The sequence below is a fragment of the Photobacterium sp. genome (genome assembly GCF_057456235.1).
In genome coordinates, this window is sequence record NZ_JBVCPH010000005.1 from 118,268 (window position 1) to 143,479 (window position 25,212).

The window sequence follows — 25,212 nt, forward strand, 5'->3', positions numbered from 1 at the left end:
TTAGAATATCCAACAATAAAGTCAAATCAAACGCAGGTTTCTGAACGCAGTACTTCAGCCGCCAGTGTCTGTCTACAGCCTAAGTACATTGCCAGATATTGTTCAGCCGAGTCTTTCCAGCTAAATTTGCATGCCATCGCATTTAACTGCAATCGCTTAAACTCTTTAGGCTGCTGACAATAAAGTAACAGACTTCTCTGCAGCTTGATCAGCAGTGCTTCTGGCGTAGGCTGCTCAAAAGTAAAGCCCGTCGCCACTTGCGGAGTCTGATCATAATCGATAACAGTATCTTTCAATCCTCCCACCGCTCGTACAATCGGTAACGTACCATAAGCTAAGCTGTACATCTGATTTAAACCACAAGGCTCAAACTCTGAAGGCATCATAAAGAAGTCAGCTGCGGCTTCAACGCAATGCGCTAGCGGATTACTGTAGGTTTCAACAAACGCAAACTTCTCTTTATGTGCTTCACTGATTTCTCGCAGTGCACTGGCAAGCTTGGGGTCACCGGTTCCGACAAGCACAATCTGAACATCGTTGACGAGGAAATCGCTCAAGATAGGGATCAGGTAATGAATACCTTTCTGCTCTGTCAGCCGACAAACCATACCGTAAAGCGGCAAATCAACGACAGGCAAATTAACCTGTTGCTGTAAATCACGCTTACACGCTTTTTTACCGCGAGCCAGGCTGACCTTATTTGCTTTAAAGTTTTGCTTTATGTAGGGGTCAGTTTCAGGGTTCCAATCACCATAATCACAACCATTCACGATGCCATAGAGATCACCGGACCTGCTCTGGAAGTCAGATTCCATACCTTGAGCACCTAAGTAAGACAGTAATTCTGACGCATAAGTAGGGCTAACTGCATTCACTTTATCCGCATAAGCAACACCCGCTTTTAGCATACTGATATGAGAGGGATCGACTTCAGCATTGATGTAACGGTGTTGGATCAACTCAGGGATCAAACTGTACTGATCGTAATTGAAAACACCTTTGAATACCGCATTATGAATAGTAATGACACTTTTCGTTTGTGCGAAAAATGCACTCTGAGCATAACGGGTTTTGAGCAAAAAAGGCACCAATCCGGTATGCCAGTCATTACAGTGAATAAAGTCAGGCTGGAAATCGACTTTTTCACACATATCCAAAGAGGCAGCGCTCAAGAAAGCAAAGCGCTCGCCATTATCAGCATAGGCTTGGTTATTTTCAGCATACAGCTCAGAACGGTCAAAATACTGCGGAGCATCAAGTGCATAAACCGGCACATCACCACTTGCTAGCTGCATGATCTTATAACCGACAGCAACAGGTTGTGGTTCAACATATAGCTCAGTGGTCAGTAGCGAAACGGCATGATCACGACCAGTTACGGTCTTATAAAATGGCATGACAATTCGAACATCATGTCCCATTTCTCTTAAAGCAGCAGGCAAAGACTTGACTACATCGGCAAGACCGCCGGTTTTCACTAAACCGTCGACCTCAGAGGCTACAAATAAAATCTTAAGCGGTACTGTTAACACCGCATTCTTGTTAGAAGCCAATTTTTGCTCCTTTAGGGATCACGACAATACCGTCATCAGATACGTGATATTTCTTTCTGTCTTCTTCAAGATTTTCACCAATCACTGTACCGGGGGCAATCTGTGCGCCTTTATCGATGATCGTACGACGAATTGAACAATTTGAACCAATCTTCACATCACCCAAAATAACCGATTCAGAAATCATGCTGCAATAATCAACATTGGTACGGAAACCAAGGACTGATTTATGTATTTGCGCACCTCGAATATAACTCCCCGCTGAAATCATACAGTTATTAATATCTACTTTGCAGTCATCACTATCTAAAATAGTCGCAGGTGGTAGCGGTGGGTAATGCGTATGTAACGGCCATTGACGGTTATACAATGAGAACTGAGCATCAGCTGAAAGCAGATCCATATGGGCTTGCCAGTACGCTTCAATCGTACCTACATCGCGCCAGTATCCTTTATTTTTCTCGCCCGGAATAATGTTGGTATTAAAATCATAAACAAACACTTTACCCTGCGGGAAAAGCTTAGGAATGATGTCTTTGCCAAAGTCGTGACTAGACGTTTCATTAATTGCATCTTCTTCCAATTCTGAACATAATGTATCCGCTTCAAAAATGTAGTTACCCATTGAAACCAATGCGTGATCAGGATCGCCAGGAATGGATTTTGGTTGGGTCGGTTTTTCTTCAAAACCCACCATGCAGCCTTTTTCATCCACTTCAATAACACCGAATGCGCTGGCTTCACTCAATGGCATACGCAATGCTGAAACCGTTAGCTCCGCATCTTTTTCCTTATGGAAATCAAGCATCTGCTTCACATCCATTTTATAGATGTGATCACTTCCAAAGACGCAGACTTGGTCAGGTTCCGCCAGTTCAATGAAACGAATGTTCTGATAAATGGCATCGGCGGTACCGTCATACCAACGCTTACCCATGCGCATCTGAGCAGGAACAGGATCAATAAAACGGTCGGTAATACCTGAAATATTCCAGCCTTTTTTCATATGGACATACAAAGACTGAGATTTGAACTGAGTAAGAACATAAATTTTTAGAAAATCAGCATTTACAAAATTGTTCAAAGCAAAGTCAATCAGGCGGTAACTACCACCAAATGGAACCGCAGGCTTGGTCCGTGTATCTGTTAAAGGGCGCAAACGAGAGCCCTCACCGCCTGCTAAAATCATTCCTAAAACGCCAGCCATGGTGTCACTCCTTGTTGATACTTAAGCACTCAGACACATATATACCACATCGCCATACCAAATGAGAATTGAATTGCAATGCATGCTGATGAGTAATTACGAAATTTGATAATTTTCAGAGCAGAACATGAAACTCTCGTGGCTGGTTTTCAAAGGAATGAGATCGCTGATGTAACTGAGGATGTAACTATAGGCAAATCAGTCGGCATACATACGGACAAAATATTATAAAAAATTGATTTTCTGATATAGGCTAGAAAATATCAGCTAAGCAAGGCTACTCCCCCAGATCTCATACCAATAAAATCGGTGGTGAGATGAGTTCAAATGATGGTAATCAGAATATTATTTATTCAGTTGACTATTAGTTTAAAAAGCGTGGTAGTAAAAGCATGGCTTCATTATTAACAGCAAAACACTCACCTGGCACTGCGCCTTCACATGCAACTAATGTTATCTTGCATGCCTTCGACTGGCCATATAACAAAGTAACAAAGAACGTTAAAGCTATAGCAGATGCAGGCTACAAAGCCGTTCTGGTATCACCTCCCTGTAAATCATACCGGTCAGACAACGGCACACCATGGTGGCAGCGATATCAGCCGCAAGACTATCGTGTGATTGATAATCAATTGGGTAATACAACTGATTTTAAATTAATGGTGAATGCATTAAAAAGGCATGAGATACATACTTATGCAGATATTGTCTTCAATCACATGGCAAACGAATCGGCACAAAGACAAGATCTGAATTACCCATGTAAAAAAACACTTTCGGAATACAGCGATAGCGAAGAATATTTTGAATCTATCAAGATATTTGGCGATTTATCACAGCCTCTTTTTACGGAATGTGATTTTGTAAACGCATTTCCTATTAAAAACTGGAAAGATCCATGGCAAGTTCAACACGGACGAATCAGTAGTGGGGTCAAAGATGCTGGTCTGCCAACATTAAAATCAAATAAAAATGTAATTAAACAACAAAAGTCTTACCTCACAGCATTAAAACAATTAGGCATAAAAGGCTTCAGAATCGATGCCGCCAAACACATGACATTAGAACACATTCGGCAAATCTGGGATGATGATATCAGTGAAGGTGTGCACATCTTTGGCGAGATCATTACCGATGGCGGCGCCACAAAGGAGGAGTATGAACTTTTTCTTAAGCCTTACCTGGCAAACACCCAGTTAGGTGCCTATGATTTTCCGCTATTCCACACCGTATCTGATGTATTCAATCACAATGCATCGATGGCAACCCTTATTAACCCATATTCAGTTGGTTATGCCCTCGCTAACCACAGAGCAATTACCTTTGCCATCACCCATGATATCCCGAACAACGATGTCTTTCTTGATCAGGTCATGTCAGAAGAAGATGAACGTCTGGCTTATTGTTATATCATGGGCCGGGATGGCGGCGTGCCATTGATCTACACCGATCTTGATACCAGCGGGATAAAAAACAAAGCGGGTCAGCCTCGCTGGTATAATAGCTGGCGTGATCCGATACTGGTCAATATGATTCACTTTCATAACCGAATGCACGGTCTACCCATGGAAATTGTCCAGCACAGTGATGATCTTCTGGTATTTACGCGTGGCCCAAAAGGACTGGTGGTGATCAACAAAGGCAGTCAGCAAGTGAGCATTGACTTGCCCGAAGGGAACTATAGTGACTTAGTTGGCATGCAAAACGTGCTGCTCATTCAGCCTGTTTCTCACGCTCAGGGGACGCCTTATTATGGTAACAATAAGGGAGATAAGCAGAGCCTGAAAATACCCGCGAAATCATGTGCAATGCTGATCAATAGCGATACTTAGTCGAGTTCAGCATCCAGAACTTTGCCCGTATAAAGGTCCATTACCAGCCCCACTTTTTGGCCACTTTTATTACGGGCTTCGATTTCAACTTCATATTCATCGCGTTCCACTTTGATTTTTCTAAAATCATAGTAGCCTTCACTCTGCAATAATTTCATTGCCTCGGGCACAGTCAACACCAGTGCGTCTGCAGAATCTACAGGATCAGCCACTACTGGCGCTATCGCCATCAAACTCACCAATATAATAAACCGCATACTAGCCCTTAATACTTTCATACGACTTCTCAAACACGTTTATGGCATCATCTCGGTCTCTGAGCTGCTAATTCTCCAGATAAGCCAGATGAATATGCCAATTGATATAACACATCATCGTGAAATCGATCACATAATAATCTACGTGGGCCGAGTAAAGTGAAGCAATCGAATGACGACTGAACAATGATATGACTGCGAATAGAGATACTCATTTCGATCCAATACGCTTCAGGCATCATCTCCACCGTTACCCTGAACTATCACTCAACGAACAGAAAACCGCCTCTGAAATTACGGACCAACTCCTTAAATTCGGATTAACACCTAAAACAAATATAGGCGGCCACGGCATTTTAGTTGAAATCAAAAGTGAGAATCCAGGACCAATTACCCTGCTTCGTGCTGATTTTGACGCCTTGCCGATTAGTGAAAAAGCCCAACATGATCACGCCTCTCGTCATCATGGCTGTATGCATGCCTGTGGTCATGATGGTCACACAGTCACCCTGCTTGCCGTTGCTAATCGACTGAGCCAGCACCCGCCAGCATCTGGCCGAGTTATTCTGTTATTCCAGCCAGCCGAAGAAATTGGGCAGGGGGCGAAAATGATGTTGAAAGACCCTCGAATCCAGGATTTGCGACCCGATTATGTTTTTGCCTACCATAACCTTCCGGGCCATCCGTTAGGCTCTGTCGTTATCAAAAGCGGTGTTTTCGCCTGTGCATCGATCGGCGTGAAAATCACGCTGTTCGGTAAAACATCGCATGCGGCAAAACCCGAAAAAGGCAGAAGTCCGGCCCCTGCTGTTGCGAGGATCATGGATTATCTCCACCAGATGCCGGAAGCATTTGAAGATGTGTTCAGCCTAGTCACCCTTGTGCATGTAAAGGTCGGTAATGAGGGCTTTGGTACTGCGCCGGGCCGTGCTGATGTTATGGCAACGATCCGCAGTGACAACAACTACGCCTTAGAATACATGAAACAAAGCCTGCAGGATTTTGCGCAAAAACAAGCTGAAAGCTATCAATTAGGAATGAACATTGATTGGATCGAACCTTTCAGTGCAACAGTGAATGATCCCATCGCTACCGATATAGTGATAAAAACAGCAAATAGCTTAAACTACCCCGTTATCACACCAGCAGAACCGATGCGATGGTCAGAAGATATGGGGGAATTCTTGCGGCAAGCTCCTGGCGCACTATTTTGTTTAGGCAGTGGTGTCGATCACCCCGAGCTGCATAACCCGGATTATGACTTTCCTGATGCGCTCATTGGACGAGCATCGAGGCTGTTTTTAACGCTAATCAAGCAGCTTCATGACTAATACCCAAACTCGCTACAGCGCACCTCTTGACGATAAGGAACGACATCATGTCTTCACATTACCGGATTGAAAAAGACAGTATGGGCGAAGTCCGTGTGCCAGAAGATGCACTCTACCAAGCCCAGACACAACGTGCCGTTGATAACTTCCCAATCAGCGGCATGACCATGCCCGAACAATTTATCAAAGCACTGGCCTATATTAAGCAAGCAGCGGCTCGCAGTAACCTGGAGTTGAAATTATTAGATCACCATATAGCCCATGCGATTATCTACAGCTGCCAGGAAATTATTGATGGAAATCATATAGAACAATTCCCCATTGATATTTTCCAAACCGGCTCAGGCACCAGTTCCAACATGAATGCCAATGAAGTCATTGCAACTCTGGCCTCAAAGAAATCAGGTCAGATCATCAGCCCCAATGATCACGTAAATATGGGGCAAAGCAGTAACGATGTTATTCCTACCGCAATTCAAGTGAGTGCTGCCCTAGCCTGTCATTTCAAGCTATTCCCTGCTTTAGCCCACCTCATTGAGGTATTAGACGCTAAAACAGACGAGGTTGGCCATATTACTAAAACCGGTCGCACCCATTTAATGGATGCCATGCCTGTGACCCTAGGTCAAGAACTGCAAGGTTGGAAAACTCAGCTCGAAAAAGCACAAGCAGGCATTATTTACGCTTTAGATAATGCCTGTGCACTGGCACAAGGTGGAACCGCAGTCGGGACTGGTATTAACGCCGAGCCTGAATTTTCCGCTATCTTTGTCAACAACATTTCAATATCCACCGAAATCCCCTTTGGCCCCAGCGACAACTTCTTTTATAACCTCGGCAGTCAAGATGCCATCGTTGCCCTGTCTGGTCAGCTGAAAACGGCGGCGGTGGCGTTCATGAAAATTACCAATGATTTACGTTGGATGAACTCCGGCCCTCTTGCCGGTTTAGGTGAAATTGAACTGGAGGCATTGCAACCCGGTTCATCAATTATGCCCGGCAAAGTGAACCCGGTGATCCCTGAAGCTGCGGCTATGGTCGCCGCACAAGTTATTGGTAACGACGCAACGATCACTATTGCTGGCCAATCAGGCAACTTTCAGCTGAATGTTATGTTACCGGTCATTGCGCACAACTTAATTCAGAGCATTGAGTTACTGGCAAGTGTATCAGTTGTTCTGGCAGATAAAGCTATCAGCAGTTTCACCGTACGTGAAGACAATCTGCAGCGGGCACTTGCCAAGAACCCCATTCTTGTCACGGCGCTGAACCCTGTTATTGGCTATCTCGAAGCGGCAAAAATTGCGAAGAAAGCATACAGCGAGCAACGTGCGATTATTGATGTCGCAGAGGAAGAAACGGAGTTAAGCAGGGCCGAGCTCGAAGCATTGCTCGCTCCTGAAAACCTGACTCAGGGGGGCATTGCTCACTAGACTTTACGCTCCCGCCGGTTTAAGGCGGGAGTGTACAATTCATTAATCGGTATAAGCCCGCTCTGGCTCAATAGACAAACATTGCACCAGTTCAGGACGACCAATGTAATAGCCTTGCATATAATCGACACCGAGCGCTTTAGCCGCTAGATAACAACCGTGGTCTTCAACGCCTTCAAGCAATACTCTTGCATCGATTTCTCTGGCCAATGCCATCGCCTTAAGCAATTTACCCGGATCGCCATTGATGTATTCAGCTAACAGACTTTTATCCATTTTAATAATCTCCGGTTTTACCTCACGAACGCGTAATTCAGATGAGGCACCGACTCCGTAATCATCAATGGCAATTCGTAATCCCTGTTGACGCATAGTTTGCAGGGATTGCACTAACCGGACATCATTGGAACAAGAGTGCTCTAATAATTCAAAATAAATTTGATCTATAGATAAACCTAAATCTATGACACGAGGGATCAACGTATTTTTGGTCAGAATATGCGTATCGGCATCAATCACTGCTGCTGGGCTCATGTTAAGAAATAAGCGCTCACCAGAAGAGAAACGAGAAAAATTACGTAAATGAATCACTTTTGCAAGCCGATCGATATTTATTCGATCACGCTCAGTCAGAAGCTCTGAGGTGAAAAAGGGCTCAGTCAGTAATTGATCTCCCGACTCGTCAAATACCCGCAATAATGCCTCATAGCCAAATAACTTGCCCGACAAAGATACAATCGGCTGAAAAGCGCTTTTCATGACATACCTGTCATAAACAACACTATAACTATCGTCATCTGATAAGATTAAATGTTGCTCCAGCTCACTTATTGCTCTTAGTATTTTTCCCACAAAGTTACTCTTTAATCATGTATCAGTTTAAGTACGCAACATTTAACATCATAACTAATATTTGTTATCGCAATAAATATTAGTTTAGGTCCGTGTTTTATCGAAAAAGTGTATGAATTCAGATGGAAGACTCGATAACGTTGCTATAGTAACGCTTTTTTTTAAGATCGGGTGTTTCATAATTGCGACATTCTGAATTAATTAGACGTTTATCCAGGCCCAATAGGTAAGTTCGTTCACCGCATATTGCTATCGTCCATAAACACCGCTGACCCATCTCTGACGCCAAAAATACATGAAAGTGAAAAATAAATGTCATACTCCATGCTTAATCTAGCGGTAACCAAAAGAGAAAAACAAACCGATACGTCAAGGAAAAGTAGTTTGATATTTGATAGCCCTATGATGAACAATCAACCCTATTTAGCGATTTTTGATTTAGACGAAACATTAATCGCCGCAGATTCAGCCAGCTTATGGAATGCATTTCTTGTTCAAAAAGGTCTTGTTCCTGCGACTTTACGTGAAAAAGAACAATATCTGATAAAAGGGGATGTAAAAGGCCCATCGGATATGAATACTTGCATGCAAGCCACGCTTACCCCTCTTGCCGGACGTGATACAACTGCGATCAACACGCTTGTAGTAGAATTCATTGAACAAGATATTAAGCCTGCATTATATCCCGATGCTCTGGCTAGAATTGCATGGCATAAAAAACGGGGGGATGTAGTTTTAATCATCTCGGCAGCCAGTGAACATTTAGTTAAACCGATCGCGACGATGTTAGATATCAAACACGTTATTGCCACTGAACTTGAAACTATCAATGGTATTTTCACTGGCAGCACCAAAGGCACGTTAAGTGATAAAAATGGAAAAGTGATAAAAATGAAGGCATGGATGAAAGCACATAACACACAATTTAAGGGGATCTATGGATACAGCGATTCGATCAATGATCTTCCAATGCTAGACGCTGTTGACCGCCCTTTTGCGGTAAATCCTGATCCGGCTCTTGCCCTGCATGCACAAATGCATGAATGGACCATCATGGATTGGCGTCACGAAAACAATATATTGCGATAACATCTGATTGTCGGGTCTTGAAAAATCAACTCTTCCATCAGCCTGATAAAAAAAGTGGTTTGGTATATGCCAAACCACTTGAAATTTCAACCATGATGGCTATTTAGGTTTCATGGGTATGTTATATAGTTAATTAATGTTTCCAAAGCAGAGGTATTTCACGGCCATATATTCATCAATTCCCTGCTTACCCCCTTCACGTCCGATGCCAGACTGCTTCACTCCGCCGAAAGGTGCGACCTCGGTTGAGATAATGCCCTCGTTAATACCAACCATACCGAATTCCAATGCTTCAGCCACAGTCCATATACGATTGATATCTTTACTATAGAAATATGATGCCAGACCATAAATAGTATCGTTGGCCATAGCGATCAGCTCCTCATCATGACTAAAGCGGATCAGCGGTGCCACAGGACCAAAAATTTCCTGTTGGACAATGTCCATATCCTGGCAGACATCTATCAATACCGTCGGATCGATGAAAAGGCCATCTAACGGCGTACCGCCAACAGCAATTTTGGCACCTTGATCAACCGTGCGTTGGATCAAGTCGTTGATGTTATTCTTGGCATCCTGGTCAATGATCGGACCAATGTTAACGCCGGTATCTAATCCATTGCCAATTTTAAGTACCTTTACCCCAGCAACGAATTTTTCTACAAATTCATCATACACTGCGTCATGAATGTAAAAACGATTCGCACAAACACAGGTCTGCCCTGCATTACGGAACTTCGAGGCTATTGCACCTTGTACGGCTTTATCAACATCGGCATTGTCAAAGACAATAAACGGCGCATTGCCACCGAGCTCCATTGAGGTCCGCTTCACTGTATCGGCACACTGCATCATCAACTGTCGGCCTACGGCAGTAGAACCGGTAAACGAGAGCTTTCGAATCAACGGATTACGACAAAATTCATCACCAACCATTTTTGATGAGTGATTGACCACAACTTGCAGCAAACCATCGGGTAACCCTGCTTGTTCAGCCAATTCGGCCAGCGCATAAGCAGATAACGGAGTTTGGTTGGCAGGTTTAACAATAAAGCTACACCCTGCAGCCAGTGCCGGAGCCGCTTTTCGGGTGATCATTGCAAGAGGGAAATTCCATGGCGTAATGGCCGCGGCTACCCCGATAGGTTGCTTGATAGTAACCACACGACGGTCACTTGCCGGGGCTGGTATCACATCGCCATATGTACGCTTGCCTTCTTCTGCAAACCATTCAATAAAGGATGCACCGTAGGCAACTTCACCAGCGGATTCAGCCAACGGCTTACCCTGCTCCTGAGTCATAATACTCGCTAAATCGGCTTGATTTTCCATCACCAGTTTATACCAACGCAGGAGAACCTTCGCTTTCTCTTTCGCGGTCGTTTTCGCCCATCTTCGTTGCGCAGTATGAGATTTTTCAATCGCTGATATAATTTCAGATTCAGACTGTGTCGGAATATGACCGATCACTTCACCTGTTGCCGGATTAGAGATTTCTAAGGAGGTATCTGATGGTTTACAGAAAAAAGATACCAATGATTTATTCATAATCTCATGCATGGCTTAGCCTTTTACTTTTAAATAAAGTTCATTATAAATGATGTAATATTAGGGATAAAAAATTACCCGATCAAATAAAAGTAACCTGGAGCTAAAATCATTTCTTCACAAAATGTGTTTGAAAGGAAATGTCATTCCTACATACATTTCATTCGAATTGAGTTCCCAGAGGAAGCTCTGAATCTCGTATCTTGAGGTAGTGTGGCTATGTGGCTATATGTTCATTCAAATTATTTGATGAACTTGTTCGGCTTCTCCCGGTTTTATCTGCCAGAATTTAAACTAAAATGTTTATTATTCTGGATTGATAAGACATAACGTTAGCAATGAAAAACACACCAAATAATTACGACTGGCTGTCTATCACTATCCACTGGCTATCAGCCATTGTGATTATCGGCTTGTTTGCTGTTGGGTTATGGATGGTTGACCTCAACTACTATTCACAGTGGTACAAACCCGTACCGCACTGGCATAAGTCGGTTGGCTTGTGTCTGGCTTTTGCGACTCTCTTCCGCCTGAGCTGGAAGTACTTAAAAGGACACCCACCTATTGAAGGTGCCAGTTGGGAGATCTTGGGAGCGAAACTGGCTCACGGTGTGATTTACCTCTTGCTCTTTGGACTCTTTATCTCAGGCTACCTGATCTCTACCGCTGACGGACGTGAAATCGCGGTATTCAACTGGTTCTCGATCCCAGCTCTGGGAGAGCTGTTCCCAAACCAGTCAGATATTGCCGGAGAAATTCATTATTACCTAGCATTCAGTCTTATCGGACTGGCTGCTGTACATGCACTTGCTGCTTTAAAGCATCACTTTATAAACAAAGACAATACATTGAAAAAAATGTTGGGAGTAAAGTAAACATGAATAAACACCTATTAGCGCTAGGCTTTCTAACTGCGATTTCGGTTCCATCCGTTTCATCAGCTGCAGACTATGCGATTGATACTCAAGGTGCTCACGCTTCTATTAACCTGAAAGTCAATCACTTGGGTTATAGCTGGATCAAAGGACGCTTCAATACTTTTGATGGTGAATTCAGCTATGATCCAATGAACATCTCTGATTCTAAGGTAAAGGTGAATGTTGATACCAGCAGCTTCGACACCAACCATGCAGAGCGTGACAAACACGTACGCAGCGATGACTTCCTTAACGTTCAGAAATACTCGACAGCAACCTTTACCAGTACCAGCGTCACGCCAAAGGGCAACGGTGAAATGGCTATCAATGGTGAACTGACACTTCATGGTCAAACCAAACCCATCACTATTGATGCCCAGTTCATCGGTGAAGGTAATGATCCTTGGGGTGGCTACCGTGCAGGTTTTACCGGCACAACTCGCATCGAACTGAAAGACTTCGGTATTCAGGTTATGGGCCCTGCGAGCTATGCTGATCTGGAAATTCATGTTGAAGGTATTCGCCAATAACCTTGCTCTTTTGCATTTCCATCAATTAACTCTAATAAAATCCGGCTGAATGCCGGTTTTTATTACTGATTATTCTTGTTTCAGGCTGATCAAAAAACAACATTCAATAAAGACATAAGACTAAATGAAGTCGTATTTACTGTTTTGACAGCTCTTCAAGCGGCAACCAATTAACAGTAACGCCAGCCTGAGTGAACATGTCTTGGCTGACCTTGATCTTATCACCCCAACGAGAAAGAAAATCTTGTCCCTGCTCAGGGCAGTGTACCGTCGAAATCTCGGTTTGAATGATTTTGGCCGCACAGTTAGGACAAGGGAAATGCGTTACCCAGAGCTCACAGCCCGCCAAGTCACGCTTGGCAAACAAGATCGCATTCTCTTCCGCATGAAGGGTTTTTAGCAGTTTCATCTCGCGATCATCCGTATCAGCGCTATCTGAAATACCATGCGGATAACCATTGAATCCAACCGAAACGATACGGTTGCCTTTCGTGATCACAGCACCCACTTGTGTTGATGGATCTTTACTCCAGGAACCTACCAATTCGGCCATTTGAGAAAAGCGCACTGCCCACTTAGAAATCATATTTTTACCTTTATTAATCGATATTCGTTATTTGGTAAAATTTACCATCTTTTCTCATGTCCATAAAGAGGGCATAAGTATAAACAGTGACTTATGGGAATTGCTTCTGTCCGTTGAGAGTAAGGCTGAAATTTTGGTTCATGATGATCAACAAACAGCAGTTCGGAAGGGTCTGGTCGATTTTTTACAAACGTTAAAAACAACAAAAACGCTCTTAAGCGCTTTAATTCAACATGATAATATGGAGTCTTATAAAAGCTGGAGCGGGCAGCGGGAATCGAACCCGCATTATCAGCTTGGAAGGCTGGAGTAATAGCCATTATACGATGCCCGCATAGATACTGATTTTTATAACCAGAGAGGTGTTTTGCATCGAACTGACGTTATGATGGCAGATAACTCATTGAAATAAAGTGCTCATTTTTAAAGTGTGACATTACGCACAAAAAGATCATCCGACTGAACGGTTAACGATCAACCCGCACACTTAACACTCACAACTGTAAAATCATATTCTGTGTCGTTTTGCTTTTTATTCAAAAAGCCGACTTGGTCGGCTTTTTCCTCTAAATAGCGCTGAACACAACAAAATCCACATACTAAGAAAGCCTAGCTATCTTCACTTTGGTGGGTGTTCTGCTGATTATCCGATTTATGCTTGTTGACTGTCCAATGTTCATTGGCGTCATAACTTTCATCACAAATGTCCACTGAAAATCCCATATCTACAATCTCTTTTAATGTGAGATTATCAGCCAGTTTGGCGATTTCTCCTGCTTTATTTCGCAATTCCATATCCATCCACCTTTTCTGAACAACTCACCACTACCCCTTAACTATAGCGGTGACTGGTCAACTTTTCCTGCCTTGCAACTACCTCATGCGATTAACAGAAATGCATACTTTCAGAAATAATAAAGCCGCCTTCTGAGAAGGCGGCTATTGATTAATGGCAAAATTTAATCAATTACACTCTTTTCCAGGCACCCCATGGACCACTTTGCTCTGGGTTATCGCCCTTGGTCCAATGCTTGGCTTCATATGTCACGCCATTAACGACAACACGGTCACCTGTGTTATAGACAATATTGGCATCCCACGCATCAGTGCCAGCAACGTTCACCGTTACCACAACTGTTGCAGAATCAGTTGCCTGACCATCTGTCACCGTAACCACAACATCAACGGTCGTATCTGTTTGAATGACTGGCGCCATAAAGACAATATCAGCCCCTGCTGCGGTAACCTTTATCGTGCCAGTTGACGCACTATAGGTCAGTAGATCATTGTCAGCATCTTGTGCAGATACAGCTATAACCACTTCTTGGCCGCTATTGGCCATAACCGTTGCAGGAACGGTTAAGACCGGTGCGCTGTTTTCAACAACACCTGAGCCTTTAACATTTACAACAACGTCTTTAGTGACACTCTTGCGACCATCGGTCACCTTGACGGTTACCACTTCATTCAAGTCAGAGGCTGTATTTGGCGCTTTATAGGTTACTGTGGCACTACCATTACCGTTATCGATAACCGTTGCGTTAACTGCTGTAAATGTAAGTGGATCAGCATCTGCGTCTGTGGCCGAGACAATAAAGCTGATCACCTGACCGGAATTTGCCGCTTGAGCACCAGGCACGGTTAAAACTGGCGTATTGTTTACTACCGTGCCAGCGCTGAAGACACGATCAATAGTTTCTGCAAGTGGAGAACTCAACTTGGTACATTCTTTTAACATGGGACCACGATTAATAAAGGTGCCTTCGCACTTAATATCGCCGTGAACCTGCCAAACAATTACGCCGCCCAGATTATTGTCAACAATGTACTGTGCTTTCTTCTCGATAGCGGGTACATCATCATAACTTAGGAAGTATTTCCCTTTAACCGCATAAGGCACTTCAGCATTGACGTCCCATTTGTGCTCCCACCCCGGCTGCTTAATAATATAGTTATAGTTTGGCTGGCCTTCGAATACTTTCCAGTTATCCAGATCAACGGACGAACTTGTCGGGCCGTCAACACTAAAGTTCACTGTTCGTTTATCTGTCGGGGCACCTACATAAGCCACAGGTTCAGTGGTCTGGACACCTCGGCCATAGAACGCGGCACCAAAGTTGATTTTATTTGACGGAACCCCTTTAGCTGCCATCCAGCTACGCAGGTAGTCCAGGTTAAATTCGGCATACTCTTCTTCTGGATAAGCATAAAGCGGCGAATTATGGCCAGCTACGTTTGACCACCCTCCGTTAAGGTCATAGGTCATCATGTTGAAATAATCCATGGAAGCAACAAGACGTGACCAGTTATAACCTTCGAGTTTTGACGGCGCAGCCGAGAAAGCTGCGGTTAGCAGTTTGTTCGGCCCAATCTGCTGGCGGATGTCTTCCATCAACAGCTCAAAGTCAGCAAAGTCTGTCGGACTTCCCGCGAAGTTCATACCGCCACTTCCGGGGAATTCCCAGTCAATATCGATACCGTCAAAACCCAAGGCCATCAGCTTGTCGACATCGGCAAGGAAGCGGGCCTTCTTGACGGGATCACTAGCCATTTCTGGGAAATGCTTCGACATACTCCAACCACCTAACGAGGCCATTACCTTGACCCCTTTTTGATGTGCCAAACCAATTAACCCCGGAGCGCCGCCGGCTTTTTTCAAAGGGATCGGGTACTGACCGGTAATCCCTGTCGGTTGATGTAACCAACCACTACCATTTTTTACGAAGCCCTGCTCCTGCACTTTACGATAGTTTTCTGCATCCCAGGGTTCATTAACTGGATACTGGTTAATGTATTCCAACTCCCCCCACAAAATATGAAAATCCCAGCTTGAGTAAACATCAGGATGCAGTAACGGACCTGGTTCTTGCACCGCTGTAGATTGATAGATGCTCTTATTACGCAAATCGCCACTGTGTAGCGAGCCATCTTTCGCTACACCGAAAAATGAAAAATTGAGTATGGAATAAATATCCATATTGACATTCAGGTGTGTCGCTTCTCCCTTAACGCTGAAACCTTCGTTAGTGCCTTTCCATGCTTCCCACTGGGTAAGATAGCCAATCACATTTTTATCATGAGTCGGCGCTGCTTGGGCTGTAGAAGCTACCCCGGCCATTAATACTGCGGTAACCACGCCGGCCAGTTTGCTCAGATTCAATCCTTTTTGCATTTTTGTTCTCCACGTATTGGTCAATAAAAACATCAATTGCCACCTTTACTTCACAGTAAGGATCTGCAATTCACATTAGCTCAGGCTCAATATTTGTAAGCCCTGATATGCATTCGCCTTTATAATTTCTCTTAATACAGAACTGCTTTTAATCACAGTCAGTTAAACAAATATCAATTGACTTGCTAATGCTTCACTAGTGTTAACGATGTTTTTTTCCTTCGCGAAAAATAATTAAAGATCTTAGATGTGTGTTGTACGAATAATGCAATAAGATCTCAATCTTCTGCTGTTTTTCGCACCCTCATCCCAATTGTGCATCCCAGATGCCAATCCGAGATGAATGCTTGCTGAGGATATTTCACAAAGAAAATCTACCGGCAGCAGACCTATTACCAATGACAAATAATCAGAAAGTTGATACCCCTAATTCCTATACAGGTTTTAAAAGGTTACTATGCTTCAAAGTGTTATATTCAACGCATCGTGTATGCTGTTAGCTTGTAAATAAGGGATCGAAAAATGATTAAAAGCGCAACCAATCAGTCTCAGGGCATGTTGCTTTTTCAGCTCACTCAAAACCAGTCTTTTGCTATTGGTACCCTCAAGGTTAAAGAGATCGTTCCCTATACAAAACTCACTGCAATACCTCATTCTCATGCTACGGTATTAGGGGCAGCGAGTTTGAGGGGAGTCACTCTGCCAGTGATCGATATGGCTAAGGCCGTTGGTTATCCGCCACTCAGTAACGATGAAATTAAAAAGTGCTATATCATCATCACTGACTGTCAACGTAAGCTGGTTGGTTTTCTGGTCCGTGGGATCAATAAAATAACCGAATGTAACTGGCATGATATCGATGCCCCACCAGCCTCTCTCGGCAATAACGTATACGTCACTGGTATCACCAAAGTCGAGGACAAGCTGGTTCAGTTACTTGATGTTGAATTGCTGATGTCAAAAATCTTCCCCGCCGATCCAGATAGCTTGCATCCGGTATTAACGGATGTTGAACGGGAAATTCTACGACCGTTGAAAATTCTTCTTGTTGATGATTCTGCTGTTGCCAGACGTCAGCTATCACAAGCTTTAGATAGCATCAGCATTCCGTATTTCATTGCCACTAATGGTCTGGATGCTCTGAATATGATGAAACGAGCCGCTGAAGCTGGTGAACCCTTTGATATTCTTGTCAGCGATATCGAAATGCCTGGCTTGGATGGCTACGAATTGGCTTTTGAGGTTCAGAATAACGAAAAACTGAACACTATTTACATTATTCTGCATACTTCTCTCTCAAGTGAAATCAGCGTATCTCAGGCTCATCAGGTTGGTGCTCATGAAGCGTTGACGAAATTCGAAGCAAATGAGTTAATCCATGCCATGCTACGAGGCGCAGAGCAACACGCAGCAACGGCTTAACCGTCATATTCAACAACCTCCCCTAAGATCAGCCAGCTAAACTATAGGGCATGGCCAGTGCCCTTATTCATTTAAAATTTAATCACCTTCTGCTTTTCCTAAACTACTATTACGATATCGACTGATGGGGGTGATTATAATTAATTTCATGACTTTAAGTGTTAACAAGTTGCCTGGGCTATTGCATTAGGCGCAGACTTTATCGTTTCAGCTCGTGGATATATGTTTGCATTAGGATGCATCCAGGCAATGCAATGTAACAAAGACACCTGCCCAACCGGGATCACCACCCACAACAAACGGTTACAGCAGGGCTTGAACGTAAAAGACAAAACTCAGCGGGTGGCTAACTATAACAAGCACATAATTTACGGGTTGGGATTAATTGCCCATTCATGTGGCGTCACACATGCCAGAGACCTCAATAAAAGCCATATTCGCATTGTGGCTGGGAATGGCTTATCCGTTGCACTAGAAAAGCTTTATGAAAACCACCAATAGCCGAAGAACAATTAGGTTAAGCATCGCTCCGTTAAAACACTGACTTGCCCGTAATTATTAACTGGAAAATACAGCCCCCAGCCATCGGAATTTAACTGTACCCTGACATTATAAAAAATAACCGTGGCAAAGTTTAACTCTTAAAGTTCAGCATTATAGACCCTTGAGTTATCTGATGATTAAACGTATTGCACTAGCACTGATATTATCCACACCAACATTATCAGTAAACGCAGCCCCTGAGCTGATTTCTCAACCTGAAATACAATATGGCGGGTATCAGTTTGTAGAAACCATCACAGTCACCGGAAATATCAATGACAGCCTGCTTACATTAGTCGATCAGTCACTAATGAAAAAAGAGATAAAATATTATGTTATCCAGAATATTTCTGAAGATACACAAGCTGAAACCCTGACTGTGGTTATTAATCTATACAATCGGGAACAAGGTGTTTTTACAGGTTTACCGACTGTTTAACTGCACCTGGTCGCCGGATACACTTACCGATAATGACAAACTATAACGAGGTTCGATCAGAGCCTTGAGATGATATCAGATACTTATCCAGAATCTGTGACAGGGTTTTCTGACTAACCGGCTTTGATACGAAATCATCCATTCCGACATTTAAACATTTATCTCTTTCTTCTTTCACCACATTTGCCGTCAACGCGACAATAGGCACATGAAAACCTTGGGGTTCTGACTCTCTAATGACTAAGGTTGCCTCAAATCCGTCAAGAACCGGCATTTGACAGTCCATGAATATCAAATCGAAGGCCTGCTGTTGATGCATCTCTACGGCTATTTGTCCGTTCGCTGCAATGAACACTTCAACCCCCTGCTTCTCCAGCATCATTTTGGCAACTTTCTGATTCACACTGGTATCTTCAGCCACTAAAACCCGCCCTCTTGAGGCCGGCTTCGCCTTACCTCTCTTTTCTGTCTCGACGACTTGATTATCTGATCTGACAAAATCCAAACTTTCATATAAACGACTATTCGCTGTTTGTACGGATTGAATAAACGCTTCAGGGATTGGCATCAATGGGGTCATAGACGGGGTATCAGGTGTGGTAAATTCACTCTCCATTAGACTATTACTGGCAACAGTTTCTGATTCGGCCACATCGGTCATGACAAGCCGCTTAAGAGCCCATTTTAAATTGATCTCTTTATATGGTCGCGACAAATAAATAAGAATTCCGCACTCTTTAGCCCTTGCTTCATCACCAGGCTGTGGCCCGGCGGAGATCATCATCAATCTCGGGCATTGCTGGCCAAACTGTAATTTAAGCTGCCTCGCCAATGTGAAGCCATCTAATTTCGGCATCACCTTGTCGAGTAAAACTAAATCAAAGGGGTCTTGGCGAATAATAGCCTCTTGCACATAACTCGCGGCTTTCGTAGCATCTTCACAACATACCGATTTTGCACCTAAATTATTCAACTGGGATGAAGTGATGCGCATATTCAGCATACTGTCATCGACCAAAAGCACCGAAACTTCAGATAAAGATTGACTGCCTTCTAGCGATGCGGATGCCAGAAGATTTTTATCAAACGTCAAACTGAAAAAGAAACGACTTCCCTTACCGATCTCGCTGGCTATTTCCAGTTCCCCCCCCATTAGGCGGACAATTCTTCGACAAATCGTAAGACCTAAACCCGTACCGCCATATTTTCGCGTCGTCGTGCCATCTGCCTGTTGAAATTGTTCAAAAATCACTTCATGTTTCTCCGGGGCAACGCCAGGGCCACTATCGGTTACATCAAATCGCACCGTCGCCACATTGTCAGTTTCGGTTTCCAATCGAATACCAAGATGCACATAGCCGTCTTCGGTAAACTTGATCGCATTAGCTACTAAATTACTCAATACCTGACGCAGCCGAGTGGCATCACCCAACAATAAGGGAGAGATCTGACGGTCAATATGACACTCAAAATGGAGTTTTTTTTCAGCAGCTTTAACCAAAAAAAGCGCCTCAACTTCTTTATTCAACTCAAACAAATTCAGTGCTGTATGTTCAAGTTCCATACGACCCGCCTCAATTTTAGAGAAATCAAGAATGTCGTTAATTAAGCCCAGTAAAGTAAGAGATGATGTATGAAGCATTGTTATATACTCTTTCTGGTCTTCCGGCATCTCCATATCTTGCAGTAAAGAAGACAAACCAATAATGCCATTCATTGGTGTCCGAATTTCATGGCTCATATTCGCCAGAAACTCACTTTTCATCCGACTAGCTTCTTCAGCCTCTTTTTTCGCTTTTTGCAACTCTTGATAATTTATACGAATACGCTCAACCGTATGGTTATAGGTTTTACTTAAAACTGTGATTTCATCATCAAATAGTCTTTCATCAAGATGTAATTTTCCCGGTACTCGATCATCATCAAACGCACTAACGGCTTGTGACATTGCGATAATATGACGGACGATAAGTCTATAGACGATATAGAGAATAAATATGGCAACACAGAAGGTTTTAATCGTTTGAGAGAGCAGCAGAATGATAAACTTATCAAACACCCCCTGATAGATGCCATAAATATCTGACTGAACACGTAACGTGGCCAATTTATAATCGCGTTTGGCCAGAGAATGAATCATCTGCCATGATTTTTCATGCTTATATTTTTTCAGTTCACTCCCTAATTGGAGGATAATGCCATCGTCATCGGTTATCGACAAAAAGTGAATATCAGGCAAGCGCATAATGCCCTCAGCCTGTATCTGTAACTGTTCACGGTCTTCAACCCAAAGACTTGATGTTAAACTCGATAAATTACTTTTCTCGATCTGCAGCAGTCTTTCATCAATACTGGCCAAGTCTTCTTTATAATCAAGATAGACATTTAACCCGGTAATAATCAGAGTAAACGTAGAGCTCATTAATAGAATTGTAAATAATAGCTGTTTAGCCAAACCAACATTTCTATTTGCTTTCGCTTTATGATACGTTTTATTCATCCCTAACTCGCATCTTATTGGTCTTCAACTAACATAATAATCACTATTACTCTGGAATAGTTAGATAAGGATACATAATGAGAAAAAAACATCTACTTTCTGCAGCGTTAACGTTAAGTTGCACTAGTTTTTACGCTGATTCTGAAACCATTAATTACTATGTGATTACCAAGCAAGCAACACCACTTCAAATCGAGGAAGGCAATGAGAATCACAGAGGAATGGTCACCGACATTGTTAAAGCCATTTTTGCTAACAGCCAATATAAAATCGATTATCACACATACCCTTTTAATCGGATGATCTCCCTATTAGAGTCCGGTGAAAAAACCAATTGGGTTACCTATGGCAGCCCTGAATGGGGGGGAGTACAAGCCGAAAACCTATCTGATATACCAATATATAATGTTAAACATACCCTTGTGAGCAGTAGCAAAAAAAAATTTAAGTTCAAAACAATAGAAGATCTAAATGATAAAATAATTGTACTGCTTCATGGTTTTGATTACCCGCCACTTTTACCCTATTTCCAAAACGGCAGCATAGAAGAGCTCAGGGTTAAGGATTATACTGCAGCATTTCGTGTGATAAACAAGCTTCCCGGAGAAACAGCCTTTGTTGAAATGGAATCACGCGTTAAATATAACATCAATAAACAACAATTGGATTCCGCCAGTTTCCACATGCAATCATTCAGTTCAGTCATTCCAGACTACCCCATATATTTGGCATTTGATCCTGATATGGATAAAGAAATAAAAAGATTCATTAATGAACGCTTAAAAAAAATCAAAAAATCAGGAGAAATTGATTCTATCATCAAAAAATATCTCTAGAAAAAATCAGTCAAAAAACCACAACTATCTGGAAGTGGCTTGTCCATAACTTGCTATTTTATAAATTCAGGTGTAAACATATGACCAAGTTTATCCGCTTTAGTTTTCAGGTAAAATTCATTATGAGGGTTGTTTCCTTCTTGCAAAGAGACACGCTCTGAAATATGGATACCAACTTTCGTTAATGCATCTACCTTGCGAGGATTATTGGTCATTAGTCTAACCGATGTAATGTTAAGAAAACTCAACATACCGCGGCAGAAAGAATAATCCCGCATATCGTCAGCAAACCCCAATTGTTCATTTGCTTCAACCGTATCGGCCCCGTTGTCCTGCAAGTGATACGCCCGAATTTTATTGATCAGGCCTATACCTCGGCCTTCCTGCCTTAAGTAAAACAAGACACCGCTACCTTCATTGACAATATTTTCCATCGCTCGCGCTAGCTGAAAACCGCAATCACAACGGGCACTAAACAGTGCATCCCCGGTCAGACATTCAGAATGGAGACGGATCAATACCGCCGATTCCGGAACAAGATCACCATAAACTAATGCTAAGTGCTCTTTCCCTGTGGAAGGTTCAATAAAACCATACATGTGAAACATTCCCCACTTGGTAGGAAGCTTCGCACTATCAATACAATGCACCAGATTAAACGGTTCTTTCACTGAAAAGTAACTGCGGATATCCATCAAAATCTTGCCTAGCTCATTACGCCCGTTCCCGTCGCCTCCATCTCCCCAGTAAGCGTCTTGGTGCGAATGTTCCTTGAGAACACGATCACCGGTAGCCACAAGTAAATGAGTAAAAAATGGATTCTGGCGAAATTTTTCGAACACAATATATTGCATAACCGCATGGCGCACGTCCAACCAGTCTTTTTTAACCTGATCGGCATAAATTCGACTTAATTTAAACGCGGCTGCAGGTGTTTTTGCAGCTAAGATCTGTTGCTGAATGCCAGGTTCGATAAACTTTTGGGCCTGATAATAATGCTCACTACTTGGCCAAACTACATCACTTAAACAGATGGGACTTAGTGCAAAGTTGGATAAGAAACCATGATCATCTTCGGGTTCATAAAAATGTATTTCATCAACCATATCATTCACTCCTTGCCTGCGATAAAGGGAGAGTTAAGCTAGGTTACCAACGTCCTTATTGTCTTTTCCTCAATACATGTGAGTATAGCTATATAAACATAAATGCAACAAATTTAACCTCGGCGACATCATCATCCCTGCCAGCCCTTTCGCGGCAGGTTGGCCAGATGCAGATACGACAGCTGATCATTTGATGCCAAAATATATTGATATATTTAAAGAAAATTAGATTAGAATGTCCTTTCATAAGATCCCCCGGCGGTCAAAGTACTACGTGAAAGTGATTGGAGAAACAGAATAATGAAATACCAATGGATACTGTTTGATGCAGACGAAACCCTGTTTCATTTCGATGCATTTAAAGGGTTACAACTGATGTTCTCACGCTTTGACATCAATTTTACTGAACACGATTTTAGCCACTATCAAACAGTCAATAAGCCATTATGGGTTGATTATCAAGATGGGAAAATCACCGCCCAACAACTGCAAACCATACGTTTTGAGCCCTGGGCTGAAAAACTGAGTGTCACCACTCAAACCCTTAATAGTGCATTCTTAACGGCGATGGCTGACATTTGCACTCTCCTGCCCGGTGCAGAAAAACTGATCACCTCCCTGACAAAAAAAGCCAACCTAGGGATTATTACCAATGGCTTTACCGAACTCCAACACATTCGTTTAGCGCGAACCGGATTGCAAGATCACTTCTCTTCCCTGATCATTTCGGAACAAGTCGGAGTTGCAAAACCGAACCCAGGTATTTTCGAATATGCATTTGAACAAATGGGTTACCCGGATAAAGATCAAGTGTTGATGATTGGTGATAACCCTCACTCAGACATCCTTGGCGGCCTGAATGCCGGAATCGATACCTGCTGGCTAAATGTTCATGGCCACGATGTCCCAGAAGGGATAGAGCCTCACTACCAGGTAGCATCATTAACTGAGTTACATGCCTTATTACTCGATAAGGCTTGATCTTGCTCGCCTCATAAGGGCCAAGCCAACCTAATATTACTCAGCTTAATTAAAATCGGCCTCGCAAAGAGGCCGTTTAGACGAAAAGCTTAGTATAAACTTAACGGTTTGGGTCTAACTGCGTTTGCCCGTCATGAATTCTTCAAGAATTTCAGGAGTTAGTTCGCCAGCATCTTCAAGACGCTTTAACTCAGCAACAATACGCTTTTGCTCTTCGATCGAAGGGATTGGCAGTTCAGGTTCTTTATTTACTTCATCTTGATTAATCAGGTTTAAATCATCTTGCATGATAAATCTCTTTCTTACATTCAATGTGTGTCAAGTTTCGCTGACACCATTATATACCCAAGTAATCTCAAGATGCGCGTTTCAACGAGAATTTAGACGCTAAGGTCAGATGCTGATTTGCAGGGGAAGAGATAATCATCGCATTGCAAAAAGTTCACACCTCTTGCCGGGTATTGCTATTTAACTTAACAAGCTGACGCATCCGACAAACCTGCAGGCTTACCGGATACGTTCAAACACACTACTCCCATTCCCAATGTCTGCCGTCATGTTGCTGAGAAAACAACATACGATAGCCACTGATATTTTGATGTTTAACATCTTGCATAATTTTATGAAACTGCTTGCCATCTAAGTGGATCAGGTTTTCATGATCACCTGCCTCAATATAGATATCCTCTTGTTCCAGTAACAAGTCGTCAATCAACATACCCACTTTATAGGCTTGGCCTATTGAAGGTACTGCGCCAGGTTCACAATCCTGAAAAACATGAGCAAGCTCATGTTCAGCGACAAGAAAATACTGTTTTCCCGTCATACGATTAATCTTATCAATCATCACTCGACGATTTGACGGAACCACTGCCATCAAATAGTCACCTTGTTGATCTTTTAACACCACAGACTTGGCAACTTGTGCCGTAGGCACATGAGCCGAAATCGCTGAACTGAATGATGTATCGGTATGACGATGAGGAGTAAGGCTAAAATCAATATTATGACTATTCAAAAATTGCCCTACCGTAATTGCGATGGCCATAATTACCTCCTGAGTAATGTATACCAGCCC

Annotated in this window: 23 protein-coding genes and 1 tRNA gene; 11 read left to right on the forward strand and 13 right to left on the reverse strand. The window is 42.9% G+C overall.

The features are described 5' to 3' along the window. Nucleotides 1-26: 26 nt before the first annotated feature. Together glgA and glgC are read right to left on the reverse strand one after the other, a co-directional pair. On the reverse strand, nucleotides 27-1,532 hold the full coding sequence (gene glgA, locus AC2204_RS07495) for a glycogen synthase GlgA (protein ID WP_413466687.1): 1,506 nt from the start codon (nucleotides 1,530-1,532) through the stop codon (nucleotides 27-29). A 10-nt stretch (nucleotides 1,533-1,542) separates the two neighbouring features. Then, on the reverse strand, nucleotides 1,543-2,760 hold the full coding sequence (gene glgC / locus AC2204_RS07500; RefSeq protein WP_318924897.1) for a glucose-1-phosphate adenylyltransferase: 1,218 nt from the start codon (nucleotides 2,758-2,760) through the stop codon (nucleotides 1,543-1,545). Nucleotides 2,761-3,152: 392 nt separating this feature from the next. Here glgC and AC2204_RS07505 point away from each other — a divergent pair, with 392 nt between their 5' ends. After that, nucleotides 3,153-4,592, forward strand: coding sequence for an alpha-amylase family glycosyl hydrolase (locus AC2204_RS07505; RefSeq protein WP_318924898.1), 1,440 nt, complete (start codon nucleotides 3,153-3,155; stop codon nucleotides 4,590-4,592). Here the strand turns inward: AC2204_RS07505 and AC2204_RS07510 are convergent. After that, nucleotides 4,589-4,870 carry a PepSY domain-containing protein gene (locus AC2204_RS07510; protein WP_318924899.1) on the reverse strand — a complete coding sequence of 94 codons (282 nt, stop codon included), beginning with the start codon at nucleotides 4,868-4,870 and terminating at the stop codon, nucleotides 4,589-4,591. The two genes, AC2204_RS07505 and AC2204_RS07510, sit on opposite strands and share 4 nt — an antisense overlap. A gap of 170 nt (nucleotides 4,871-5,040) precedes the next feature. On the opposite strand from AC2204_RS07510, the gene AC2204_RS07515 reads away from it, so the two are divergent. Together AC2204_RS07515 and AC2204_RS07520 are read left to right on the forward strand one after the other, a co-directional pair. Beyond that, nucleotides 5,041-6,180: an amidohydrolase gene (locus tag AC2204_RS07515; protein ID WP_318924900.1), complete on the forward strand. Its 1,140-nt coding sequence runs from the start codon at nucleotides 5,041-5,043 to the stop codon at nucleotides 6,178-6,180. A 47-nt stretch (nucleotides 6,181-6,227) separates the two neighbouring features. Continuing rightward, entirely contained in the window at nucleotides 6,228-7,613 is a 1,386-nt protein-coding gene (locus AC2204_RS07520; RefSeq protein ID WP_318924901.1) for a class II fumarate hydratase, read from the forward strand. A gap of 42 nt (nucleotides 7,614-7,655) precedes the next feature. On the opposite strand, the gene AC2204_RS07525 is transcribed toward AC2204_RS07520, so the two are convergent. Next, entirely contained in the window at nucleotides 7,656-8,372 is a 717-nt protein-coding gene (locus tag AC2204_RS07525) for an EAL domain-containing protein (RefSeq protein WP_318924902.1), read from the reverse strand. A 405-nt stretch (nucleotides 8,373-8,777) separates the two neighbouring features. Here AC2204_RS07525 and AC2204_RS07530 point away from each other — a divergent pair, with 405 nt between their 5' ends. Continuing rightward, nucleotides 8,778-9,554 carry an HAD family hydrolase gene (locus tag AC2204_RS07530; RefSeq protein ID WP_318924903.1) on the forward strand — a complete coding sequence of 259 codons (777 nt, stop codon included), beginning with the start codon at nucleotides 8,778-8,780 and terminating at the stop codon, nucleotides 9,552-9,554. 129 nt (nucleotides 9,555-9,683) lie between these two features. On the opposite strand, the gene AC2204_RS07535 is transcribed toward AC2204_RS07530, so the two are convergent. Continuing rightward, nucleotides 9,684-11,114: an NAD-dependent succinate-semialdehyde dehydrogenase gene (locus AC2204_RS07535; protein ID WP_318924904.1), complete on the reverse strand. Its 1,431-nt coding sequence runs from the start codon at nucleotides 11,112-11,114 to the stop codon at nucleotides 9,684-9,686. 326 nt (nucleotides 11,115-11,440) lie between these two features. Between AC2204_RS07535 and AC2204_RS07540 the strand changes: the two genes are divergently transcribed. After that, on the forward strand, nucleotides 11,441-11,977 hold the full coding sequence (locus AC2204_RS07540) for a cytochrome b (protein ID WP_318924905.1): 537 nt from the start codon (nucleotides 11,441-11,443) through the stop codon (nucleotides 11,975-11,977). 2 nt (nucleotides 11,978-11,979) lie between these two features. Continuing rightward, nucleotides 11,980-12,549, forward strand: coding sequence for a YceI family protein (locus AC2204_RS07545; RefSeq protein ID WP_318924906.1), 570 nt, complete (start codon nucleotides 11,980-11,982; stop codon nucleotides 12,547-12,549). A gap of 136 nt (nucleotides 12,550-12,685) precedes the next feature. On the opposite strand, the gene AC2204_RS07550 is transcribed toward AC2204_RS07545, so the two are convergent. From AC2204_RS07550 to AC2204_RS07565, 4 genes are all read right to left on the reverse strand, one after another. Continuing rightward, the gene (locus AC2204_RS07550; RefSeq protein ID WP_318924907.1) at nucleotides 12,686-13,135 is read right to left on the reverse strand and encodes a dCMP deaminase family protein; all 450 of its coding nucleotides are present in this window, start codon (nucleotides 13,133-13,135) and stop codon (nucleotides 12,686-12,688) included. Between the two features lie 259 nt (nucleotides 13,136-13,394). Further along, nucleotides 13,395-13,469, reverse strand: a tRNA-Gly gene (locus tag AC2204_RS07555). A 275-nt stretch (nucleotides 13,470-13,744) separates the two neighbouring features. Then, a complete protein-coding gene (locus tag AC2204_RS07560; RefSeq protein ID WP_318924908.1) occupies nucleotides 13,745-13,930 on the reverse strand; it encodes a hypothetical protein in 186 nt (61 codons plus the stop codon). A 172-nt stretch (nucleotides 13,931-14,102) separates the two neighbouring features. Beyond that, entirely contained in the window at nucleotides 14,103-16,307 is a 2,205-nt protein-coding gene (locus tag AC2204_RS07565; protein WP_318924909.1) for a glycosyl hydrolase family 18 protein, read from the reverse strand. A gap of 522 nt (nucleotides 16,308-16,829) precedes the next feature. Between AC2204_RS07565 and AC2204_RS07570 the strand changes: the two genes are divergently transcribed. The 3 genes from AC2204_RS07570 to AC2204_RS07580 all read left to right on the forward strand — a co-directional run bounded on the left by AC2204_RS07570 (nucleotide 16,830) and on the right by AC2204_RS07580 (nucleotide 18,711). Continuing rightward, nucleotides 16,830-17,729, forward strand: coding sequence for a chemotaxis protein (locus AC2204_RS07570; protein ID WP_318924910.1), 900 nt, complete (start codon nucleotides 16,830-16,832; stop codon nucleotides 17,727-17,729). Nucleotides 17,730-17,909: 180 nt separating this feature from the next. Continuing rightward, nucleotides 17,910-18,230, forward strand: a complete 321-nt coding sequence (locus AC2204_RS07575) for a glutamate synthase-related protein (RefSeq protein ID WP_318925034.1) — start codon at nucleotides 17,910-17,912, stop codon at nucleotides 18,228-18,230. Between the two features lie 175 nt (nucleotides 18,231-18,405). Further along, nucleotides 18,406-18,711 carry a hypothetical protein gene (locus AC2204_RS07580; protein ID WP_318924911.1) on the forward strand — a complete coding sequence of 102 codons (306 nt, stop codon included), beginning with the start codon at nucleotides 18,406-18,408 and terminating at the stop codon, nucleotides 18,709-18,711. A gap of 40 nt (nucleotides 18,712-18,751) precedes the next feature. Here AC2204_RS07580 and AC2204_RS07585 read toward each other — a convergent pair whose 3' ends face one another. After that, a complete protein-coding gene (locus AC2204_RS07585) occupies nucleotides 18,752-21,211 on the reverse strand; it encodes a response regulator (RefSeq protein WP_318924912.1) in 2,460 nt (819 codons plus the stop codon). A gap of 77 nt (nucleotides 21,212-21,288) precedes the next feature. Here AC2204_RS07585 and AC2204_RS07590 point away from each other — a divergent pair, with 77 nt between their 5' ends. Next, nucleotides 21,289-22,047 carry a substrate-binding periplasmic protein gene (locus tag AC2204_RS07590; RefSeq protein WP_318924913.1) on the forward strand — a complete coding sequence of 253 codons (759 nt, stop codon included), beginning with the start codon at nucleotides 21,289-21,291 and terminating at the stop codon, nucleotides 22,045-22,047. 53 nt (nucleotides 22,048-22,100) lie between these two features. On the opposite strand, the gene ribA is transcribed toward AC2204_RS07590, so the two are convergent. Beyond that, nucleotides 22,101-23,153 (reverse strand): GTP cyclohydrolase II, encoded by a 1,053-nt coding sequence (ribA, locus tag AC2204_RS07595; RefSeq protein ID WP_318924914.1) that lies wholly within the window; start codon nucleotides 23,151-23,153, stop codon nucleotides 22,101-22,103. Between the two features lie 300 nt (nucleotides 23,154-23,453). On the opposite strand from ribA, the gene yjjG reads away from it, so the two are divergent. Continuing rightward, entirely contained in the window at nucleotides 23,454-24,134 is a 681-nt protein-coding gene (yjjG, locus tag AC2204_RS07600) for a pyrimidine 5'-nucleotidase (protein WP_318924915.1), read from the forward strand. Between the two features lie 114 nt (nucleotides 24,135-24,248). On the opposite strand, the gene AC2204_RS07605 is transcribed toward yjjG, so the two are convergent. Then, complete coding sequence (locus AC2204_RS07605; protein WP_318924916.1) at nucleotides 24,249-24,422, reverse strand: restriction endonuclease subunit S domain-containing protein; 174 nt, start codon at nucleotides 24,420-24,422, stop codon at nucleotides 24,249-24,251. 241 nt (nucleotides 24,423-24,663) lie between these two features. Continuing rightward, a complete protein-coding gene (locus tag AC2204_RS07610; RefSeq protein WP_318924917.1) occupies nucleotides 24,664-25,182 on the reverse strand; it encodes an aminoacyl-tRNA deacylase in 519 nt (172 codons plus the stop codon). Between the last annotated feature and the right edge of the window lie 30 nt (nucleotides 25,183-25,212).

Excerpts from the sequence above, each read along its gene's own strand:
- AC2204_RS07535 (WP_318924904.1), bottom strand. The coding sequence starts at position 11,114 with ATGCATGAGATTATGAATAAATCATTGGTATCTTTTTTCTGTAAACCA.
- AC2204_RS07585 (WP_318924912.1), bottom strand. The coding sequence starts at position 21,211 with ATGAATAAAACGTATCATAAAGCGAAAGCAAATAGAAATGTTGGTTTG.
- AC2204_RS07515 (WP_318924900.1), top strand. The coding sequence starts at position 5,041 with ATGACTGCGAATAGAGATACTCATTTCGATCCAATACGCTTCAGGCAT.
- AC2204_RS07525 (WP_318924902.1), bottom strand. The coding sequence starts at position 8,372 with ATGAAAAGCGCTTTTCAGCCGATTGTATCTTTGTCGGGCAAGTTATTT.
- AC2204_RS07550 (WP_318924907.1), bottom strand. The coding sequence starts at position 13,135 with ATGATTTCTAAGTGGGCAGTGCGCTTTTCTCAAATGGCCGAATTGGTA.
- AC2204_RS07565 (WP_318924909.1), bottom strand. The coding sequence starts at position 16,307 with ATGCAAAAAGGATTGAATCTGAGCAAACTGGCCGGCGTGGTTACCGCA.
- AC2204_RS07520 (WP_318924901.1), top strand. The coding sequence starts at position 6,228 with ATGTCTTCACATTACCGGATTGAAAAAGACAGTATGGGCGAAGTCCGT.
- AC2204_RS07590 (WP_318924913.1), top strand. The coding sequence starts at position 21,289 with ATGAGAAAAAAACATCTACTTTCTGCAGCGTTAACGTTAAGTTGCACT.
- ribA (WP_318924914.1), bottom strand. The coding sequence starts at position 23,153 with ATGGTTGATGAAATACATTTTTATGAACCCGAAGATGATCATGGTTTC.
- AC2204_RS07610 (WP_318924917.1), bottom strand. The coding sequence starts at position 25,182 with ATGGCCATCGCAATTACGGTAGGGCAATTTTTGAATAGTCATAATATT.
- glgC (WP_318924897.1), bottom strand. The coding sequence starts at position 2,760 with ATGGCTGGCGTTTTAGGAATGATTTTAGCAGGCGGTGAGGGCTCTCGT.
- AC2204_RS07505 (WP_318924898.1), top strand. The coding sequence starts at position 3,153 with ATGGCTTCATTATTAACAGCAAAACACTCACCTGGCACTGCGCCTTCA.
- yjjG (WP_318924915.1), top strand. The coding sequence starts at position 23,454 with ATGAAATACCAATGGATACTGTTTGATGCAGACGAAACCCTGTTTCAT.
- AC2204_RS07530 (WP_318924903.1), top strand. The coding sequence starts at position 8,778 with ATGTCATACTCCATGCTTAATCTAGCGGTAACCAAAAGAGAAAAACAA.
- AC2204_RS07560 (WP_318924908.1), bottom strand. The coding sequence starts at position 13,930 with ATGGAATTGCGAAATAAAGCAGGAGAAATCGCCAAACTGGCTGATAAT.
- AC2204_RS07580 (WP_318924911.1), top strand. The coding sequence starts at position 18,406 with ATGATTAAACGTATTGCACTAGCACTGATATTATCCACACCAACATTA.
- AC2204_RS07570 (WP_318924910.1), top strand. The coding sequence starts at position 16,830 with ATGATTAAAAGCGCAACCAATCAGTCTCAGGGCATGTTGCTTTTTCAG.
- AC2204_RS07510 (WP_318924899.1), bottom strand. The coding sequence starts at position 4,870 with ATGAAAGTATTAAGGGCTAGTATGCGGTTTATTATATTGGTGAGTTTG.
- AC2204_RS07540 (WP_318924905.1), top strand. The coding sequence starts at position 11,441 with ATGAAAAACACACCAAATAATTACGACTGGCTGTCTATCACTATCCAC.
- AC2204_RS07605 (WP_318924916.1), bottom strand. The coding sequence starts at position 24,422 with ATGCAAGATGATTTAAACCTGATTAATCAAGATGAAGTAAATAAAGAA.
- AC2204_RS07545 (WP_318924906.1), top strand. The coding sequence starts at position 11,980 with ATGAATAAACACCTATTAGCGCTAGGCTTTCTAACTGCGATTTCGGTT.